The sequence below is a fragment of the Histidinibacterium lentulum genome (assembly GCF_003789055.1).
GTDB lineage: Bacteria > Pseudomonadota > Alphaproteobacteria > Rhodobacterales > Rhodobacteraceae > Oceanicola > Oceanicola lentulus.
On record NZ_ML119090.1, the window covers coordinates 91,600 to 110,505 of the forward strand.

An 18,906-nucleotide genomic window follows, 5' to 3' on the forward strand; every position below is an offset into this window, starting at 1 on the left:
GCCTCGATAGGCGGAGGATGTCAATATATAAATCAACTTGATTTATGTAATCGGAGGCGTCTAGCCTGACATGGGGAGGACAGAATCGTGCCGAATGGACCGACGGCGACGGACGGGGCGGCCTGGCTCGCCGATGCCGCGACGCCCCAGGGAGTGCGCGACCACAACGAGCGCCTCGTGCTCTCCACCGTGCGGGATTTCGGCCCGCTCGCAAGCTCGGATGTGGCACGCCGCACGGCCCTGTCGGCCCAGACCGCCTCTGTGATCACCCGTGCGCTGGAGGCGGAGGGTCTCCTGCACAGGGGCGAACCCGTGCGGGGACGTGTCGGCAAGCCGTCGACACCTCTCGCGATCTCGCCCGATGGCGCTTTCGCCCTGGGGCTGAGGGTGGGCCGGCGGATGGCGGATCTCGTGCTGATCAATCTCGGTGGAGACGTTCTGGGGACGCGGTCCGAGGAATATGCCTATCCCACCCCGGCCAGAATCACGGATTTCCTCGGCCGCGCCATCGCCCCGATCTGCGCCGGCCTGACGCCCGCGCAGAGCGCGCGGATCGTGGGCCTCGGGATCGGCTCGCCGTTCGAGTTGTGGAACTGGCTGGACCTCGTCGGCGCCCCGAAGGAGGAGATGCTCGCCTGGAAGGGCTTTTCCTACGCGGCGGCGCTCGCCCCGATCACCCCCCTGCCCGTCCATGTCGGCAATGATGCGACGCTCGCCTGTTTCGGGGAACTGGTCTTCGGCGCCCATTCGGACCTCGCGAACTTCGGCTACTTCTATATCGGCGCCTTTGCGGGCGGCGGCCTCGTGCTGAACCGTCGCATCGTCTCCGGGCCCTCCGGGAATGCGGGCGCCATGGGTCCGATCATGGTCCGAGGCCCCCGGGACCCTGCGAACCAGCTTCTGCACCACGCCTCGATCTCGGTGCTCGAGGCGATGCTGGCCGAGGCCGGCCAGCCCGCGGCCCCTGTGCGCATGGCCGATTCGGACTGGGGCGACATAGGGCCGGTGCTCGATGCCTGGATCGACCGCACGGCGGAGGCGCTCGCCACCGCGAGCCTGTCGCTGGTCGCGATCATCGACATGCCGGCGGTGGTGATCGACGGGAGGTTTCCCGAACACATCCGGGCGCGCATCGTCGAGCGGACGACAGAGCGCCTCGATGCCGCGGACCCGAGCGGCATCGCCATCCCCGAGGTGCGGGCGGGCGGTCTCGGCACCCGGGCCGGCGCGATGGGCGCGGGCTATCGACCGATCCAGGAGCGCTATTTCGAGGTCTAGGCCGGCTGGCGCAGGCCCTGCCGCTGGACATCGGCCAGATGGGCCAGCGTCGTCACCCCCGCGGCCTCGAGCACGGGAACCATGCGCAGGAACACCTCCGCCGTGGCCAGCGCGTCGCCAAGGGCCGTGTGCCGCAGCTTTTCGTCGATGGCGACGCCGAACCGGGCCGCCAGCGCGTCGAGCGTATGGTCCGAGGCATGGGGATAGAGCGCCGCGGAGAGGAGCCCGGTGCAGAGTGCGGGGGTCTCGGGTCTCCAGCCGATCAGGTCCGCCTTCGCCTCCAGCAGCGCCATGTCGAACGAGGCATGATGCGCGACGAGAACCGAGCCTTCCGCGAAGCGGGCGAAGGCCCGTCCCGCCTCGGCCACTCCCGGCGCACCCCGGACGCGGGCGTCGTCGATCCCGTGGATCTTCGTCGAGGACGGCGGGATCGGCCGGCCCGGATCGACGAGCGTGTCGAAGGTCTCCCCGCGCAGCAGGCGGCCGCCGAGCAGCCGGACGCCGGCGATCTGCACGATCTCGTCCCGAGCGGGATCAAGGCCCGTGGTCTCCGTGTCGAAGACGACGAAAGCCGCCTCCGACAGCGCCCTCTCGCCCAGCGGCCCCGAAAAGGCGGGGAGGTCGAAGGCATAGAAGTCGCGATGGATCGCGGGCGCGGCGGGGGGCTCGGGCCTGTGGGCGGCGGCGAGCGGCAGGACGATGCGTGCTCCCTCTGCGCCCGTCTCCGTCCAGATCTCGGTGCGATGCGCGGACAGCGCGTCCCGCCCCGAGTAGCCGCCATAGGCCGGAGACAGCGGCGCCTTGACCCACTGCTCGAGCGCGCCCTGAGAGATCGGCGCGCCGGCCCAGCTCAGCACGAGGCTGATCTCCCGCCCTGCCGGTTCGGCTGAAAGGCGCAAGCTGCGCACGCCCTCGCGGCCACCTGTCTCCTGCACCACCCGGCTCAGGAGTTCCGTGATGGCGTAGCCGTCGCAGGAGAGGACCGCGTCGCTGGGGGTCACCTCGAACGGCACCATGAGCCGGGCCTCGAGCGCATCGAAGATGTCGGAGACAGCCACCTCGGCGATCGGCCAGGGGCGCGCTGTGGCGACATCGGCAGCGGCGGGCCCGTTCAGGACAGCGAACAGCCGTTTCAGTTCGTCGCGCATGGCCGCGTTCATCCGGTCGCGATCCGCCGCAGGCAGGTCGTCGCCCTCTGCGAGCACGTCGAGCATCGCGCCGATGGCGGCGGTGGGTCGGCGCGCCGACTCCACCGTTTCCGCCAAGAGATGCTCGAGCGCGCCGTGGGTGCGCAGCTCCTCCGTGGCGTCGTGGAAGGTCAGGACGTGGCCCACGCGCGCCTCGGCCATGACCACGGGACAGACGGAGCCCACCAGCAGACGCTCTCCGTCGTGGGTGGCGGCCAGGAAGGTCTCGGTACGCGGCTGGCCCCTCGCGGAATGCGCGGCGCATCGGGCGATGGATTCGCTGACCGGATCGAGGCGCAGGAAGGCGGAGAGCGGCCGGTCGAGGCCGAGCGGGCCGAGAAGATCGGTCGCCACGCGGTTGTAGAGGCGAATGCGCAGGTCCGGAGACACGACCACGACCCCCTCGGACAGATCCCGGAGCAGCGCCTCGAACAGCGCCGTGTCCCGCGCCATGCGGGCGGTCTTTTCCGCGACCGCGCGTTCCTGGCTGGTCCGGGCCTCCTCGAGCGCCTCGTGGATCGCCTGCGCGGCGGGGGCAAGGGCGCCGAGATAGCGCGCGTCATGGGCCTCGATGCCGACCGGCACGTCGGTCTGGGCTCGGGTGTGGAGATCGGCGGCCAAGCCGAGGATGGGCCGGGCGACATTGGCGTCGAAGAGAAGGCCGATCCACGCGGCGAGTCCCATCAGGCCGAAGCCGCCGACCAGCCCTGCGATGACATAGCCGTCCACCGGCCCGCTCGCCCGCGCCTGCCCCAGCAAGAGCCCGCCCGCAAAGATGGCGACACCGCCGATCGCGAGCGCGGCGAAGAAGAGCGCGAACCGGATGCGAAGGCCCAGCCGTTCCCCCATCGCCTCAGCTCTCGAGCAGGTGGGCGATTTCGTCGGTCAGTTCGCGCGTGTCGAAGGGCTTGGTGAAAAAGGCGTCCGCGCCGAGGGCAAGCCCCTTGCGCCGCTCCACTTCGCCGCCGCGCGCGGTCATCATCAGCACCTTGACGCCGCGCAGACGTTCCGATTGGCGGATGTGCTGGCAGATCTCGTAGCCCGATTTCTCGGGCAGCATGACGTCGAGCACCACGAGATCCGGCGGCGCGGCCTCCAGCGCCTCGAGCGCCGCGTCCCCGGAGGCCACGCGCGTCAGCCCGAACCCCTTGCGCCCGATCAGGAATTCCAGCGCCAGGGCGATGTTGTCCTCGTCCTCGACCAGCAGAACCTGTTTGCGGTCCATCGGCATCTCCCTCAACTCGGCTCGTCACAGATCGAACGGATCAGCGGATCGTCGGGGTCCATCGCACTCCAGGCGGCGGTGGCGGGGTCCGCAAGACCCGCTTCCGTGACCACGGCGCGGGCGGGGGCCTCGCAGCGGACGAGTTGCGCCACCCGCTGCGGCGGCTGCCAGCGCGCGAAGAGGTAGAGGTCGACGAGCCAGGTGCCCGGTGCCGCCTCGTTGCTGCGCGCGGTCGCGGCGTCCACCGCCATAAGCCGGGTCGTGCGCGGCCAGATGTAGCTCCAGGGCTGCCACCAGGACCGGGCCTCGACGGTCTCCACCACCGCGACGCCCTCGGGCAGGCTGGCGGCGGTGCGGGCGCCCCAGCTGTATTCCATGCCGATGGTGAAGGCGAGCATCGCCGCCCCGGCGGCCGCCGGTATGGCCCAGCGCGGCAGACGGCCTTTCGTCACGAGGTTGATCAGCAGCACCACACCGGCCGCGCCCAGACCCGCCACGAAGGTCGCGATGAGTTCGAGAAACATGCCCTATCCCATCAGGCTCGCGCCGTGACCCACGGCGGCTTGCATCGTCTTGACCACCATGAAGGCGTCCCTGAGGTGGCTGCGCTCGAGGTCGGACATCCGGCCTGGAGCCATGAAGTTGTCGGGCCGTTCGCCGGCCGCGATCTGAGCCGCCTGGTGGCGCAGGCGCGTCTCCGCGATCAGGTCGTAGGCATCGACGAGATCCCGCGCCCCGGTGGCGGAGACGATGCCCGCCTCCCCCGCCGCGATAATCCGCTCGCGGGTGTTGACCGCCTCGATCCCGCCGCGCAGGGCGTAGACGCGGGCGAGATCCACCACCGGCACCACGCCCGCCATCTTCAGATCCACCGTGTTCTTGTGCTCGCCCGAGCGGATCGTGGCCAGGCCGCGAAAGAGGCCCAGGGGCGGCGTGTGCTTGAGGCTGTTGGCGATCATGTGGCCGACGAAGATCGAGTTCTTGCGTGCCATGTCCAGCGTTTCACGCTGCAGACCGTGGAACAGCTCCATCTCGCCCGAGATTGGGCGCAGGTCGAACATGACCGAGGCCAGCATCTGCGCCTCGGTGTCGGGCTCGGCGATCCAGTTCTGGAAATACCGGCGCCAAACCCGGCGGGGCTGCCGCCAGCGGTCGGTCGTCGCCATCATCTCGCCGGGGCAGTAGACGAAGCCGATCTCGTCGAGACCGTCAGAGACGAATGCGGCCAGATCCCGGAAGTAGGCGTCGTGCGCGGGCTCGAAGGCATCGTCGAGGATCAGGCAGTTGTCCTGGTCCGACACGCCGGTCTGTTCGCGCCGGCCCTGGCTGCCACAGGCGGCCCAGAGATAGGGCACCGGCGGCGGGCCCAGCCGGTCCTCGGCCAGCACCAGCAGGCGGCGGGTGGCGGCATCCGTGAGGTCGGTGATCCGGCGGGTGATCGCGGCGGGCTTGGCACCTGCCGAGACGAGGTGCGACAGAAGCTCCGGCAGTCGGGTCATGACCCGGGCCATGTCGGAGGCCGCATCCGCGGCGACGATCTCGGCGACCATGTGGCTTGCCGTTGCGGCCTGACGGCGGAAGAGGTCCGTCTTGCCGATCATTCCTACGATGCGCCCGCGCCGGTCGGACACGGGCAGATGGTTGATCCGGTGGCTGGCCATCTCAACCAGCGCGTCGAGCCCCGTGGCATCGGGCGAGACGGTGCGGACCTTGCGGGTCATGACGTCGGCCACCGGAATGGAGCCGGTGAGGCCCTCTGCGAGGACCTTGTTCGTGAGGTCGTGGACCGTGACGATCCCGGCCAGCCCCTCGTCCTCCATCACCAGTACGGAGCTGATGACCCGGTCGCGCATGATGCGGGCGACCTCGGTCACGGTGGTGCCGGCCGAGCAGGTCACCGGCGACTTCGCCATCATGTCGGAGACGGAAAGCGCCGTGAGGCCGGTGGCATAGGGGCCGTCGTCGCTGCCCGGCTCTGTCGGCACGGCGCGGCCGAACCAGCGGGCGAACTCTCCCTCCTCGGACATCAGGCGCAGAAAATCCGCGGCCGGGATGTGGTGCAGCACCAGCGGCCCCGCCGCCCGCGCGGTCAGCATCGCCTTGCCATCCCGGAGGAGACCGCGCTCGCCCATGACATCGCCCGCGGCGCGGTAGGTGACGACCTCGTCCGAGACGGTGGAGATCGCCACGGTGCCCGCCTCGATGATGTAGAGCCCGCTCAGGGGCGTCCCCTCCTCGAAGACGAGGGCGCCGTCGCCGAACTCTTCCCGGGACATCGACGCCGCGAGACGGGCGCGCTCGGCCGGGGACAGCAGATCGAAGGGCGCGGTCCGGCCGAGAAGGTCGAGGGGGGGCACGAGGTCGTCGGGCATGACGGGGTGAATTCCGGTTGCGGAAAAAGGACCTAAGAGAGCCGCCCTGTTCGGGAAATGTCCGGGGCGGGAAACCGGGGGGCGCCGTTGGGCGCCCCCCGGGCGTTCAGGATCAGTGGCCGGCCTGGGCAGCCCCGGCGCCACGCGGCACCCGGACGCTTTCCACCAGGTCCTTGATCTCCTGCGGCGGCTCCTCGGTGGCCATGCTCACCGCGTAGGCGACGGCAAAGTTCACCAGCGCGCCGATCGGGCCGAAGTGCGTCGGCGGGATGCCGAAGAGGTACTGGTCCGCCGTCAGGAACGCCGTGCCGGGGATGAAGAAGACCCCGAGGTAGGCGAACAGGTAGCCGCAGGTCACCAAGAGACCGGCCATCATCCCCCAGGTCGCCCCGGCCGCGTTGATGCGCTTGGAGAAGATCCCCATCATCAGCGCCGGGAACAGCGTCGCCGCGGCGAGGCCGAAGGCCAGCGCCACCACCTGGGCTGCAAAGCCCGGCGGATTCAGCCCGAGATAGGTCGCCAGCACGATCGCGCCCGCCATCGAGATCCGCGCGGCCAGAAGCTCGCTCTTCTCGCTGATGGCAGGGTTGATGACCGACTTGATCAGGTCGTGGCTGATCGCCGAGGAGATCGCCAGCAAGAGACCCGCCGCCGTGGACAGCGCCGCCGCGATGCCGCCTGCGGCGATCAGCGCGATGACCCAGCCCGGAAGGTTGGCGATCTCGGGGTTGGCGAGCACGAGGATGTCGCGGTTGAAGTTGGTCAGCTCGTTGCCTTCCCAACCGTTTTCCGCCGCGACAGCCGCCATGTCAGGGTTGGCGTCGTTGTAGTACTGGATCAGGCCGTCGCCGTTCTTGTCTTCCCAGCCCAGAAGGCCGGTCGCCTGCCACGTCAGCATCCAGTTGTAGTCGGGATCGGTCTCGATGGTCTCGACCGACACCGCCGCGCCGTCCGTCCCGTTGGGCCAGAACTGCTCGGTGATGTTGAGCCGCGCCATTGCGCCCACGGCCGGGGCCGTGACGTAGAGGAGCGCGATGAAGACCAGCGCCCAGCCCGCGGACCACCGCGCGTCCGCCACCTTCGGCACCGTGAAGAAGCGGATGATGACATGCGGCAGACCCGCGGTGCCGATCATCAGCGACAGGGTGAAGAGCGCCATCAGCCAGGGCGTCGAGCCGGTGGTATAGGCCGAGAAGCCCAGATCGACCAGCAATTGGTCCAGCGTGACCAGCAGGTAATCGCCCTGCCCGCCCGTGCCTTCCGCCATGGTCGAGAAGAGGCCGAGGCTCGGGATCGCGTTGCCGGTCAGTTGCAGCGAAATGAACACCGCCGGGATCGTGTAGGCGATGATCAGCACGACGTACTGCGCGACCTGGGTGTAGGTGATCCCCTTCATCCCGCCGAGAACGGCATAGACGAAAACGACCGCCGACGCGATGATCAGACCCCAGAACTGGTCAAGCTCCAGAAACCGCGAGAACGCGACGCCGGCGCCGGTCATCTGGCCGATGACGTAGGTGACCGAGATCACGATCAGGCAGATGACGCCCACCACGCGCGCCTTGGTCGAATAGAACCGGTCGCCGATGAACTCGGGCACTGTGAACTTGCCGAACTTGCGAAGGTAGGGGGCGAGGAGCATCGCCATCAGCACGTAGCCGCCGGTCCAGCCCATCAGGAAGCTCGAGTTGTTGTACCCGACGAAGGCGATGAGGCCCGCCATCGAGATGAACGAGGCGGCCGACATCCAGTCGGCGGCAGTCGCCATGCCGTTGACGACGGGGTTCACGCCCCGGCCCGCGGCATAGAATTCGGAGGTCGATCCGGCGCGCGCCCAGATCGCGATCGCAAAGTAGAGCGCGAACGAGAGCCCTACCACGATGATGTTGAGAACTGTCTGATCCATGGGTGTCGCTACCTTATTCCTCGACGCCGAACTTGCGGTCGAGACGGTTCATCTGCCAGGCGTAGTTGAAGATCAGCACCAGGAAGACGAGGATGCTGCCCTGCTGCGCGAACCAGAACCCGAGGTCCGTGCCGCCGAACTGGATCCCGCTCACGAGCGGCCGCAGCAGGATCCCGAAGCCGAAGGAGCTAAGCGCCCAGATGGCGAGGCTCCAGTAGATGAGCCGCAGGTTCGCGCTCCAGTATTCCTTGTCCCGGGCCCCTGTCGAGGTCCCGTGGGTTTGGTCCGTCATGGGTCGAAACTCCTCCCGTAGTAGATTGGTGATCACGCCGCCCGTGCCCGGCCGCGTGCCGATGGATTGCCGGTGCCCGGCCCTCGCGGGCCGCCACCCCGGCAGGGGGTCGTCACGCCGTCGCGGGATCCACGATGGCGGTCAGGCTTTCGGACACGGCGTCGATGGGGGCCATGGCATCGACCCCCGTCAGGACGCCCTTCGCGTCGTAATGGGCGATGAGCGGCGCGGTCTGGGCGTGGTAGGCCCGGAGCCGCTGCGCCACCGTCTCGGCGTTGTCGTCGGGACGGCGCCGGAAGTCGCTGCTGCCGCAGTTGTCGCAGATATCCTCGGCGGCAGGCCGCTTGAACCGGTCGTGATAGCCCTCGCCGCAACTCGCGCAGGTGAACCGGCCCGAGACCCGTTCGACCATTGCCGCGTCGTCGACCTCGAGGCTGATCGCCGCGGTGATGGCGCCGCCCGCCTCGGCCAGCAGCGCGTCGAGCGCTTCGGCCTGGGCCGCGGTGCGGGGAAATCCGTCGAAGATGACGCCGGCGCGGCAGTCGTCGCGGGCCATCCGGTCGCGCAGGATCGCGATGACGATCTCGTCCGAGACGAGATCGCCGCGCTCCATCACGGCTTTCGCGGCGAGGCCCGCCTCCGTGCCCTGGGCCACCGCCGCCCGCAGGAGGTCGCCGGTGGAGAGCTGCACGAGACCGAACCGTTCCTCGAGCCGGCGGGCCTGGGTGCCCTTCCCGGCGCCGGGAGGGCCGAGAAGGACGAGGTTCGTGGCCGCGGCAGGGGGACGTGCGCCGTCCATGGCTCAGGCCCCCGCGCGGTTGGCGATGAGATCGTCCACCACGGACGGATCCGCCAGGGTGGAGGTATCGCCGAGGCTGCCCGTGTCGTTCTCAGCGATCTTGCGCAGGATGCGGCGCATGATCTTGCCCGAGCGCGTCTTCGGCAGGCCCGGCGCCCATTGGATCACGTCGGGCTTGGCAATCGGGCCGATCTCCTCGCGCACCCAGTTCTGGAGCTTGACCTTGAGCTCGTCCGTCGGCTCGATCCCGTCCATCAGGGTGACGTAGCAGTAGATGCCCTGCCCCTTGATCTCGTGCGGGTAGCCCACGACAGCGGCCTCGCTGACGGTCTCATGTGCCACGAGCGCGCTTTCGACCTCGGCGGTGCCCATCCGGTGGCCCGAGACGTTGATCACGTCGTCCACGCGGCCGGTGATCCAGTAGTAGCCGTCCTCGTCCCGGCGGCAGCCGTCGCCGGAGAAGTAGAGGCCCTTGAACATTTCGAAATAGGTCTGGACGAAGCGTTCGTGGTCGCCCCAGAGCGTGCGCATCTGGCCGGGCCAGCTGTCCTTGATCGCCAGAACGCCCTCGCAGGCGCCTTCGAGCTCGTTGCCCTTTTCGTCGAGGACCACGGGCTGCACGCCGAAGAAGGGCTTGGTCGCGGAGCCGGGCTTCGTCGCCGTGGCGCCGGGCAGCGGCGCGATGAGGATGCCGCCCGTTTCGGTCTGCCACCAGGTGTCGACGATGGGGCAGCGGCCCTTGCCGACATTCTCGTTGTACCAGTTCCAGGCCTCGGGGTTGATCGGCTCCCCGACCGAACCGAGGATGCGCAGGGACGAGAGGTCATGGGCCTCCACCGGGCCGGTGCCCTTGCCCATCAGCGCGCGGATCGCGGTGGGGGCGGTGTAGAACTGCGTGACCTTGTGCTTGGCGCAGACCTGCCAGAAGCGGCCGGCGTCGGGCCAGGTCGGCACGCCCTCGAACATCACCGTGGTCGCGCCGTTCGCCAGCGGCCCGTAGACGATGTAGCTGTGGCCCGTCACCCAGCCCACGTCCGCGGTGCACCAGTAGATGTCGCCGTCCTGGTAGTCGAAGACATACTGGTGCGTCATCGACGCATAGACGAGATAGCCGCCCGTCGTGTGCACCACGCCCTTGGGCTTTCCGGTGGAGCCGGAGGTGTAGAGGATGAAGAGAGGGTCTTCGGCGCCCATCTCGGCGGGGGTGCAGTAGGAGCCGACCTTCTCGCGCATCTCGCCGTAAAGGAAATCGCGGCCCTCGATATGGTCGATCTGCTCGCCCGTGCGTTCGACGATCAGCAGACTGCACTTGTGCATCACGCGGCGCAGGGCCTTGTCGCAGTTCGACTTCAGCGGCGTGGAGCGGCCACCGCGCGGGGCGTGGTCGGCGGTGATGACGAGCTTCGCGTCGCAGCCGTTGATCCGGTCGGCGAGCGCATCGGGCGAGAAGCCCGCGAAGACGATGGAATGGATGGCGCCGATCCGGGCGCAGGCGAGCATCGCGTAGGCCGCCTCGGGGATCATCGGCAGATAGAGGACGACGCGGTCGCCCTTGCCGACGCCCATGTCCTTCAGGACGTTGGCCATGATCGACACCTCGCGGTGCAGCATCCGGTAGGTGATGTGCTGCGCCTCCTCGTCCGGGCTGTCGGGCTCCCAGATGATCGCGGTCTGATCGCCGCGGGTCTCGAGGTGGCGGTCGATGCAGTTCGCAGAGACGTTCAGCGTGCCGTCCTCGAACCAGCGGATCGAGACGTCGTCATAGGCAAACGAGGTGTGCTTCACCTTCGTGTAGGGGCGGATCCAGTCGAGGCGGCGGCCCTGCTCCTTCCAGAAGGCGACCGGGTCGGCGACCGAGGCGGCGTAGAGCTCCTCGTAGCGGGCCGAATCGGCATGGGCCTTGGCGGCGAGGTCAGGGGCGGGCGGATAGATCGGGGTTTCCCCCGGAGTTCCGGGCTTCTGGACGGTCATGGCTCCTCCTCCGAGCATGGCGCCAGGCGGGGCGGCGAAGGCCGGGCCGCGAGCACCAAATTGTAAAGAGGTCATAACGTGGGCGTGTAAACCGGTAACTTTCTTTATGAGAAGACAGGGAAAATCTGTTAATTTCTTGACGGAGACACCGAGAGGCTTCGTCAAGAACTTTTCGTTAGCGCCGAAATGCCTTGCCGTTTCTGCTGCTCCGGCCGGTTGCCGGGTTCCCCTCCTCCGGAGGACCCGGCAAGGCTGCCTGCGGTTCGCGGCAGGTTCGCGGCAGGTCGCCGGGCGCATTCACGCGCCAAGGGGTCCGATTCGTCGCGACTCAGGGCGCGGAGGGATCGAATCGGGTCAGGAAGGTCTCGAGCGCGGCCACGGCCGCACCGAGGTCATCGGGCTCGGCATGTTCCTCGGGCCGATGACTGACCCCGTCGCGGCATCGAACGAAGAGCATCGCCACGGGACAGAAATCGGCCATGGCCGAGGCGTCATGGGTGGCTCCGGACGGAAGACGCAGCCCCTGCCCGCCCGTGGCGGCAACGGCCTCGCCCAGCGCGGCGGACAGGTGAGGGTCGCAGGGTTGGGCGGGCTGGGCATAGGTGCGCGCGGCCTCCACGCGCAGACCATGGCTGCGGGCGATCTCCCCGGCGACCCGGTGCAGTTCCTCCCCGGCGGCTTCGCGGAGGGCATCCTCGGGCGCGCGGAATTCGGCGGTGAGGCGGACGCGATCGGGAACGGCGTTGACCACCCCGGGATGGACCTCAAGTGCGCCCACGGTGCCGCGCAGCCCCGCTCGCTGTGCAGCGATGCGGCGCACGGCGAGAACGAGTTCGGCGGCGCCGACCAGCGCGTCACGGCGTCCCTCCATGGGCAGGGTGCCGGCATGGCCGGTCTCGCCCGAGAGCGTGATCGCGTGACGCTCGATCCCGCTGATGGCGGTGACGATGCCCAGCGCCTCTCCGGCGCGTTCGAGAACCGGACCCTGCTCGATATGGGTCTCGATGAAGCCCAGCGCCGAGGCGCGCTGCTGGGCGATCAGGGGGATGCGGTCGGGGTTCAGGCCGAAGCCGCGGAGCGCCGCCTCAACGGTGACACCGTCGCGGTCGGCAAGATCCAGGGCCGCGGCGTTGGCGGTCCCGGCCAGGGCCCGGGACCCGAGAAGCGCCGTGGGAAAGCGCACACCCTCCTCGTCGGCGAAGGCGAGGAGTTCGACGGCGAAAAGCAGTCTGATCCCGCGGGCGGAGAGGCGTTCGAGGGCGAGGAGCGGCAGCACGATGCCGGCGATCCCGTCGAAGGCGCCGCCTTCGCGGACGGAATCCTGGTGCGAGCCCATGTAGAGCGTGGAAGCGCCGGCAGGCCCCTCGAGGCGGCCCACGAGGGTGCCCGCATCGTCGAGCGTCACGGCGAGGCCCGCCTCCTCCATCCAGCCGGACAGGAGGTCGAGCGCGGCGCGATGCTCCGGCGTGAAGGGCAGTCGGGTCACACCGGGGCCGGGTTCGGAGGCCTGCGAGAGAAGATCGAGGCGGCGGGCGGCCTCGGCGCCCGCGTCAGTCAAGGCCCCGCTCCGGATCGGCGGGATGGGGCACCTGCGCGGCCCAGGCGGCATAGTCGCCCCTGGTCGCGCGGCGGTGGAGGGCCTCGAGCGCGCCGATGGGATCGCTCTCGTGATGGTCGATCCGCAGGGTCAGGGGGGCGGCGTCGGGCCGGAGCACGAGGAGCGCGGCCGACAGCAGCCCGCGCGAATCGCTGCCGGCAGCCTCGGCGGCGCGGAGGGCGGCGAGGAGACGCTCGGCCATGGTCCCGCCGGCGGACAGGTAGCCGTCGGCGAGGTGCCGGACGACGGCCTCGGACGCGAGCATGTTGCCCGAGGCGATGCCCCCCGGAAAGGCGTGGTGGCCCATGGCGGGAGTGTTCCGGGCTCCGGTGAAGGCAGCGGTGCGGCCGGCGCTGTCGAGGGCCGCCATCTGCCGCCACTCGCGCCCCCGATCCGCGCTGGTCAGGCCGGCCACGACCTCGGGCGCGGACTGGCCAGCCCGCATGAGCGTGAGCGCCTCCTCGCCCCAGGAGACGGAGGGCGCGGCCCCCTGGCTGGCCGAGAGGCCGGCGCCCCAGCGGCCGCGCAGGACCCAGCCGCCGACGCAGAGCGAGCCCGTGGCTGCAGCGGCCCCAAGGGCGCCGGTTTCGTCATCCTGCACGAGAATCGAGTAGGTCATGGTCGAGGTCTTCCTTTTGCGCCCCAGATTTATCATAAAAAATTGACGGCGCAATTTATCACGATAATCTGGCTGCACTGTCCAACCTGGGAGACCTGAAACATGACCCTTGTGACCTGGACGCGACGCGGCCTCGCCGCCGCCGCGACCGGCGCGCTGATGACGCTGGGCCTGCCCGGCGGCGTCGCCGCCCAGACCCCGCCCGGCGTGCTGATCGTTGGGCAGATCGCGGAACCGAAGGCGCTCGACCCGGCCGCGGTGACGGCCGTCAACGACTTCCGCATCCTCGTGAACCTCTACGAGGGCCTTGTGCGCTACGCGCCCGGTACCCTGGAGGTGGAGCCCCATCTCGCCACGGACTGGGAGATCAGCGAGGACGGCACCGAATACACCTTCACCCTGCGCGAGGGCGTGGCCTTCCACGACGGCACGCCCTTCAACGCCGAGGCGGTGGTGTTCAACTTCGAGCGGATGCTGGACGAGGATCACCCCTATGCCGACACCGGCCCGTTCCCGCTGGCCTTCTTCTTCGGCGCGGTCGAGAGCGTCGAGGCGGTGGACCCGCAGACGGTGACTTTCACGCTCAACGAGCCCTTCGCGCCGTTCCTGTCGAACCTCGCCTATCCCACGGGCCTGCTCGTCTCACCCTCGGCGGTGATGGAGAGCGGCGCGGACTTCGGCCGCAACCCGGTGGGCACCGGCCCCTTCCGTTTCGTCGAGTGGCGCTCGAACGAGGCCGTGGTGGTGGAGCGCAACCCAGACTACTGGGGGGATCCCGCGGGGCTCGAGGCGGTCGTCTTCCGCCCGATCACCGACGCCAACACCCGCACCGCCGAAATGCTCGCGGGCGGGATCGACATGATGGTCGAGGTGCCGCCCACGGCGCTGTCGGAATTCCGGACCGAGGCCTACACGATCCACGAGCAGGCGGGGCCCCATGTCTGGTTCCTGATCCTGAACCTGCGCGAAGGTCCCTTCGCCGAGCAGCTTGTCCGCCAGGCAGCGAACTACGCCATCGACAAGGAGGCGATCGTCAACGACGTGCTCGAGGGCACCGCCGAGGTCGCCGCGGGCCCGACACCGCCCGCCTTCGCCTGGGCCTACAACGCCGATCTCGACCCCTATCCGCACGACCCGGAGCGGGCGCGCGAACTGCTGGCCGAAGCGGGCGTCGAGAACCCGGAGGTGACCTTCTACGTCACCGAAGGCGGCTCGGGCATGCTCGATCCCGTCGCCATGGGCACGGCGATCCAGGCCGATCTGGCCGAAGTCGGCTTTGACGTCACCATCGAGACCTATGAGTGGAACACCTTCCTCGGCGAGGTGAACCCGGGCCTCGAGGGCAAGGCGGACATGGCGCAGATGGCGTGGATGACCAACGATCCCGACACACTGCCCTATCTCGCGCTCCGGACGGAGGCCATGCCGGACCAGGGCGGCTTCAACTCGGGCTACTATTCCAACCCCGAGGTGGACGCGCTTCTCGAGGAGGCGCGGACGGCGACCGACCAGGACCGCCGGGCCGAGCTCTATCGCGAGATGCAGGCCATCGTGCAGGAAGACGCGCCCTGGGTCTTCGTCGCGAACTGGAAGCAGAACGCGGTGACGTCGGACCGGGTCGAGAATTTCTCGCTGGAGCCGTCGTTCCTCCTGATGCTCGAGGACGTGACCAAGGAGTGAGGGGTTTCGCCCCGGCTGCGCCGGGGCGACCCGCCGGGGAGGGCGCTGCCCTCCCCGGACCCCACCCGGGATACTTCCGGCCAGAAAAATGGGGGGCGGGGCGCGTTCGGGGCGATCCTGCGCCGAGGGACCGACGGGGCCGGGTACGTCCCGATCCATGAGGCTGCGGCTCCCGGGAGGACCAGATGGGACGATACATCCTGAAGCGGCTGGTGTCGGCGATCCCGGTTCTGCTGGGCATCTCGATCATCGTCTTCCTGATCATGGCGGCGATCCCCGGGGACCCGGCGACGGCGATCCTGGGAAGTTATGCCACGCCGGAGAACGTGGAGCGGCTGAACCGCGACCTCGGATTGGACAAGCCGCTGATCCAGAGGTATTTCATCTGGCTCGGCAACGTGGTGACCGGGGATTTCGGACGGTCCTTCACGCTGAACCGTCCGGTGCTGGACGAGATCCTCGACCGCTTCGGGGCGACGCTGATCCTCGCGGGCGTGTCCTTCGTCCTGTGCTCGGTGCTGGGCATCCTCGCCGGCGTCGTGTCGGCGGCGCGCCAGTACGGGGTGGCGGACAAGGCGATCACCTTCGTGGTGCTGATCGGCATCTCGGTGCCGTCCTTCTTTCTCGGCATGATGATGATCCTGCTCTTTGCCGTGAACCTGCGGTGGTTCCCGGTGTCCGGCATGTGGCCGATCTATGGCACGCGGGACATCTGGGCGCTGCTCGACCATCTCGTCATGCCGGCGCTGGCGCTGTCGGTGGTGGCCACCGGCGTGATCGCGCGGCTGGCGCGGTCGGCGATGCTGGAGGTGCTGCGTCAGGACTACATCCGCACCGCCCGCGCCAAGGGCGTGCACGAGCGGCGGGTGATCCGGCGCCATGCGCTCAAGGCCGCGATGGTGTCGATCATCCCGGTGCTGGGCATCCAGGCGGGCTTCGTCCTGTCGGGCTCGGTCTATATCGAGATCGTGTTCCAGTGGCCCGGCGTGGGGCGGATGCTGGTGGACGCGATCCTGACCCGCGACGTGCTGCTGGTGCAGGGGGGCGTGCTCTTCGTCGCCGCCTGCTACGTCGGGTTCAACATCGCGGTGGACGTGCTGCAGTCCCTGCTCGATCCGCGGATCAAGACATGAGCCGGTTCCTGAAGCTGCTGTTCCGCAACCGTCTTGCCGGGCTGGGCGCGGTGGTGCTGGGCGCGATCGTGCTATTGGTGCTGATCACGCCGCTGCTGCCGCTGCAGCCGCCCAACGTCACCGATACCGCGAATCGGTTCCTGCCGCCCTTTTCCGAGGGGCACCTGCTGGGCACCGACCATCTCGGGCGGGACCTGCTGTCGCGGCTTCTCTACGGCACGCGGCTGTCGCTGGCCGTGGGTGTGGCGGCGGCCGTGATCGCGGCGACGCTGGGCTCGGCCATCGGGATCGTCGCGGGCTTCTACGGCGGGCGGGTGGACAACGTCATCATGCGCGGCGTCGACATGCTGATGGCCTTTCCCTACATCCTGCTCGCGCTCGCCATCGTGGCGGCGCTGGGGCCGGGGCTGCTGAATGCACTGATCGCGGTGGCGGCCGTGAACGTGCCCTTCTTCGCGCGCAACATCCGCGGCGTGACCGTGGGCCTCGCGCATCGGGAGTTCGTGGATGCCGCACGGCTCGCGGGGATGTCGAACGCGCGGATCATCCTCGTCGAGGTGCTGCCCAACGTCCTGCCGGTCATCGTGATCGCCATGTCCACCACGGTGGGCTGGATGATCCTCGAGACGGCGGGTCTGTCCTTCCTCGGCCTCGGTTCGCAGCCGCCGGTGGCGGATCTCGGCTCCATGCTGGGGGAGGCGCGGTCGGCGCTGATCACCAATCCGCATACCTCCATCGTGCCGGGGGTGATGATCTTTCTCATCGTGATGAGCGTGAACCTCCTGGGCGACGGGGTACGGGACGCGCTCGACCCGCGGCTGAGGTCGGGCGCGCTGGCGCGGCCGAAGGCGGTGACGGACGTGCGGCGCGAGGGAGCGGTGCCGCAGACGCCGCAGAAGGGGCTTCTGGACCTGCAGGAGCTTCAGACGCAGTTCCATGCGGGCGGGCGGGTGTTCCGCGCGGTGGGGGGGGTGAGTCTCCATGTGAAGCCGGGCGAATGCCTCGGGATCATCGGCGAGTCGGGGTCGGGCAAGTCGGTCACGGCGCTGTCGGTGATGGGGCTCGTGGCCTCGCCGCCCGGTGTCATCACCGGGGGCGCGGTGCGCTATGACGGGACGGACCTGCTGTCGGAGCCCTACGAGGGGCTGCGGCGCCGCCGGGGGCGGAACGTGGCCTATATCTTTCAGGACCCGCAGGCGACGCTGCATCCGCTCTACCGCGTGGGGGACCAGCTTTCGGAGGCGATCCTGTCGCACCACGCGGTGTCCCGGGCCGAGGCGGAGAAACGCTGCCTCGAGCTGATGCGCGCCGTGCGCATTCCGAACCCCGGGAGCCGGATGCGGGCCTATCCGCACGAGCTTTCGGGGGGCATGCGCCAGCGCATCGGGATCGCCATGGCCATGGCGAACGATCCGGACGTGATCATCGCGGACGAGCCGACCACCGCGCTCGACGTGACGGTGCAGGCGCAGATCCTCGCGCTGCTCGACGACCTGAGGCGCGAGCGGGGACTGGCCATCGTCTTCATCACGCACGATTTCGGCGTGGTGGCGCAGCTTTGTGACCGGGTGGCGGTGATGTATGCGGGCCGGATCGTGGAGGAGGGACGGACGGACGACGTGCTCGCCCTGCCTCGCCATCCCTATACCAGCCGGCTCATCGACTGCGTGCCGGAGCTGGGCGGCGGCAAGCGGCGGCTGGAGGCGATCCCGGGCCTTCCGCCCATGGTGGACGACCTGCCGCCGGGCTGCGCCTTTGCCCCGCGCTGTCACAAGGCGCGGGCGGAGTGCACGGCGGGCGAGGTCGATCTGGGCGTGACGGGCGACCGGGCGGTGCGCTGTCTCTATCCCGAGGATGCGCCGAAGCGGGAGGTGGCGGAATGATCGCCCTGAGAGCCACGGACCTGTCGAAAACCTTCACCCCGCCGAAGCCGCTCTTCGGCGCGGCGCCGCCCGGCGTGCGGGCGGTGAGGCCCATGACGCTCGAGGTGGCGCAGGGGGAGACGCTGGGGATCGTGGGCGAGTCGGGCTGCGGCAAGTCCACCCTTGCGCGGATGCTGGTGGGACTGCTGCCGCCCAGCACCGGGGAGATCGAGATCGCGGGCGAGAAGCTGGGCGTGGCGGGCCCCGCCGTCTTCGGCAAGCGCATCCAGTATGTCTTCCAGGACCCGATCAGCAGCCTGAACCCGAGAAAGACCATTCGCGACATACTCGAAACGCCCCTGAAGCGGCTATACGGGATGGGCCGGGAAGAGCGGCGCAAGCGGATCGCGGAAATCCTGGCATCCGTGAACCTGCGCGAGAGCTTTCTGGACCGCTACCCGCACGAATTCTCCGGCGGGCAGGCGCAGCGCATCGGCATCGCGCGGGCGCTGGCCGCAAGTCCCCGGATCATCGTGCTCGACGAGCCCGTCTCGGCGCTCGATGTCAGCGTGCAGGCGCAGGTGCTGAACCTTCTGGCCGATCTCAAGACCGAGTTCGGGCTGACCTATCTCTTCATTTCCCACGATCTGGCGGTGGTCGAGGCGGTGAGCGACCGGGTCGTGGTGCTGTATTTCGGCGCCGTCGTGGAAATCGGTCCGGCGGAGCGGATTTTCAGCGCGCCGAAACACCCCTACACTCGGCTTCTAGCCGACAGCGCGCCGGTCGTGGGCCGGACGCTGACGGCGCCCGAACAGAAGGGGACAGAGCTTCCCGACCCGCTGAACCCGCCGCCGGGCTGCGCCTTTGCCGGACGCTGCCCGCGCGCCACCGACCTCTGCCGGAGCGAGGACCCGGCCCTGACCGACCACGGAGACCACCAGCTTGCCGCCTGTCACCACCCGCTCGAAGACTGAAGTCCGGCCTT

Annotated in this window: 15 protein-coding genes; 5 read left to right on the plus strand and 10 right to left on the minus strand. The window is 69.1% G+C overall.

From position 1 onward, the window contains the following. The first annotated feature begins 87 nt into the window (after nucleotides 1-87). Nucleotides 88-1,278 (plus strand): ROK family transcriptional regulator, encoded by a 1,191-nt coding sequence (locus EAT49_RS17445; RefSeq protein WP_123643589.1) that lies wholly within the window; start codon nucleotides 88-90, stop codon nucleotides 1,276-1,278. On the opposite strand, the gene EAT49_RS17450 is transcribed toward EAT49_RS17445, so the two are convergent. From EAT49_RS17450 to EAT49_RS17495, 10 genes are all read right to left on the minus strand, one after another. Beyond that, nucleotides 1,275-3,314 (minus strand): 3'-5' exonuclease, encoded by a 2,040-nt coding sequence (locus EAT49_RS17450; RefSeq protein ID WP_123643590.1) that lies wholly within the window; start codon nucleotides 3,312-3,314, stop codon nucleotides 1,275-1,277. The two genes, EAT49_RS17445 and EAT49_RS17450, sit on opposite strands and share 4 nt — an antisense overlap. 4 nt (nucleotides 3,315-3,318) lie before the next feature. Next, entirely contained in the window at nucleotides 3,319-3,690 is a 372-nt protein-coding gene (locus tag EAT49_RS17455; RefSeq protein WP_123643591.1) for a response regulator transcription factor, read from the minus strand. An 11-nt stretch (nucleotides 3,691-3,701) separates the two neighbouring features. Continuing rightward, nucleotides 3,702-4,214 (minus strand): hypothetical protein, encoded by a 513-nt coding sequence (locus tag EAT49_RS17460; RefSeq protein WP_123643592.1) that lies wholly within the window; start codon nucleotides 4,212-4,214, stop codon nucleotides 3,702-3,704. A 3-nt stretch (nucleotides 4,215-4,217) separates the two neighbouring features. Next, the gene (locus tag EAT49_RS17465; RefSeq protein WP_123643593.1) at nucleotides 4,218-6,062 is read right to left on the minus strand and encodes a putative nucleotidyltransferase substrate binding domain-containing protein; all 1,845 of its coding nucleotides are present in this window, start codon (nucleotides 6,060-6,062) and stop codon (nucleotides 4,218-4,220) included. A 112-nt stretch (nucleotides 6,063-6,174) separates the two neighbouring features. Further along, nucleotides 6,175-7,968: a sodium:solute symporter family protein gene (locus EAT49_RS17470; protein ID WP_123643594.1), complete on the minus strand. Its 1,794-nt coding sequence runs from the start codon at nucleotides 7,966-7,968 to the stop codon at nucleotides 6,175-6,177. A gap of 13 nt (nucleotides 7,969-7,981) precedes the next feature. Beyond that, a complete protein-coding gene (locus EAT49_RS17475) occupies nucleotides 7,982-8,260 on the minus strand; it encodes a DUF4212 domain-containing protein (RefSeq protein ID WP_123643595.1) in 279 nt (92 codons plus the stop codon). 112 nt (nucleotides 8,261-8,372) lie between these two features. Next, nucleotides 8,373-9,059: an adenylate kinase gene (locus EAT49_RS17480; protein WP_123643596.1), complete on the minus strand. Its 687-nt coding sequence runs from the start codon at nucleotides 9,057-9,059 to the stop codon at nucleotides 8,373-8,375. A gap of 3 nt (nucleotides 9,060-9,062) precedes the next feature. Next, nucleotides 9,063-11,030, minus strand: coding sequence for an acetate--CoA ligase (gene acs, locus EAT49_RS17485; protein WP_123643597.1), 1,968 nt, complete (start codon nucleotides 11,028-11,030; stop codon nucleotides 9,063-9,065). A 328-nt stretch (nucleotides 11,031-11,358) separates the two neighbouring features. Next, on the minus strand, nucleotides 11,359-12,588 hold the full coding sequence (locus EAT49_RS17490) for a M20 family metallo-hydrolase (protein ID WP_123643598.1): 1,230 nt from the start codon (nucleotides 12,586-12,588) through the stop codon (nucleotides 11,359-11,361). Continuing rightward, entirely contained in the window at nucleotides 12,581-13,246 is a 666-nt protein-coding gene (locus EAT49_RS17495) for a DUF1028 domain-containing protein (protein ID WP_123643599.1), read from the minus strand. Before EAT49_RS17495 ends, EAT49_RS17490 begins: the two co-directional genes overlap by 8 nt. Before the next feature lie 102 nt (nucleotides 13,247-13,348). On the opposite strand from EAT49_RS17495, the gene EAT49_RS17500 reads away from it, so the two are divergent. The 4 genes from EAT49_RS17500 to EAT49_RS17515 all read left to right on the plus strand — a co-directional run bounded on the left by EAT49_RS17500 (nucleotide 13,349) and on the right by EAT49_RS17515 (nucleotide 18,895). Then, on the plus strand, nucleotides 13,349-14,926 hold the full coding sequence (locus EAT49_RS17500) for an ABC transporter substrate-binding protein (RefSeq protein ID WP_123643600.1): 1,578 nt from the start codon (nucleotides 13,349-13,351) through the stop codon (nucleotides 14,924-14,926). Nucleotides 14,927-15,111: 185 nt separating this feature from the next. Then, entirely contained in the window at nucleotides 15,112-16,059 is a 948-nt protein-coding gene (locus EAT49_RS17505; RefSeq protein WP_123643601.1) for an ABC transporter permease, read from the plus strand. Next, the gene (locus EAT49_RS17510; protein WP_123643602.1) at nucleotides 16,056-17,942 is read left to right on the plus strand and encodes a dipeptide/oligopeptide/nickel ABC transporter permease/ATP-binding protein; all 1,887 of its coding nucleotides are present in this window, start codon (nucleotides 16,056-16,058) and stop codon (nucleotides 17,940-17,942) included. The genes EAT49_RS17505 and EAT49_RS17510 overlap by 4 nt, the downstream gene beginning before the upstream one ends. Continuing rightward, the gene (locus EAT49_RS17515) at nucleotides 17,939-18,895 is read left to right on the plus strand and encodes an ABC transporter ATP-binding protein (RefSeq protein WP_123643603.1); all 957 of its coding nucleotides are present in this window, start codon (nucleotides 17,939-17,941) and stop codon (nucleotides 18,893-18,895) included. The genes EAT49_RS17510 and EAT49_RS17515 overlap by 4 nt, the downstream gene beginning before the upstream one ends. Nucleotides 18,896-18,906 lie beyond the last annotated feature (11 nt).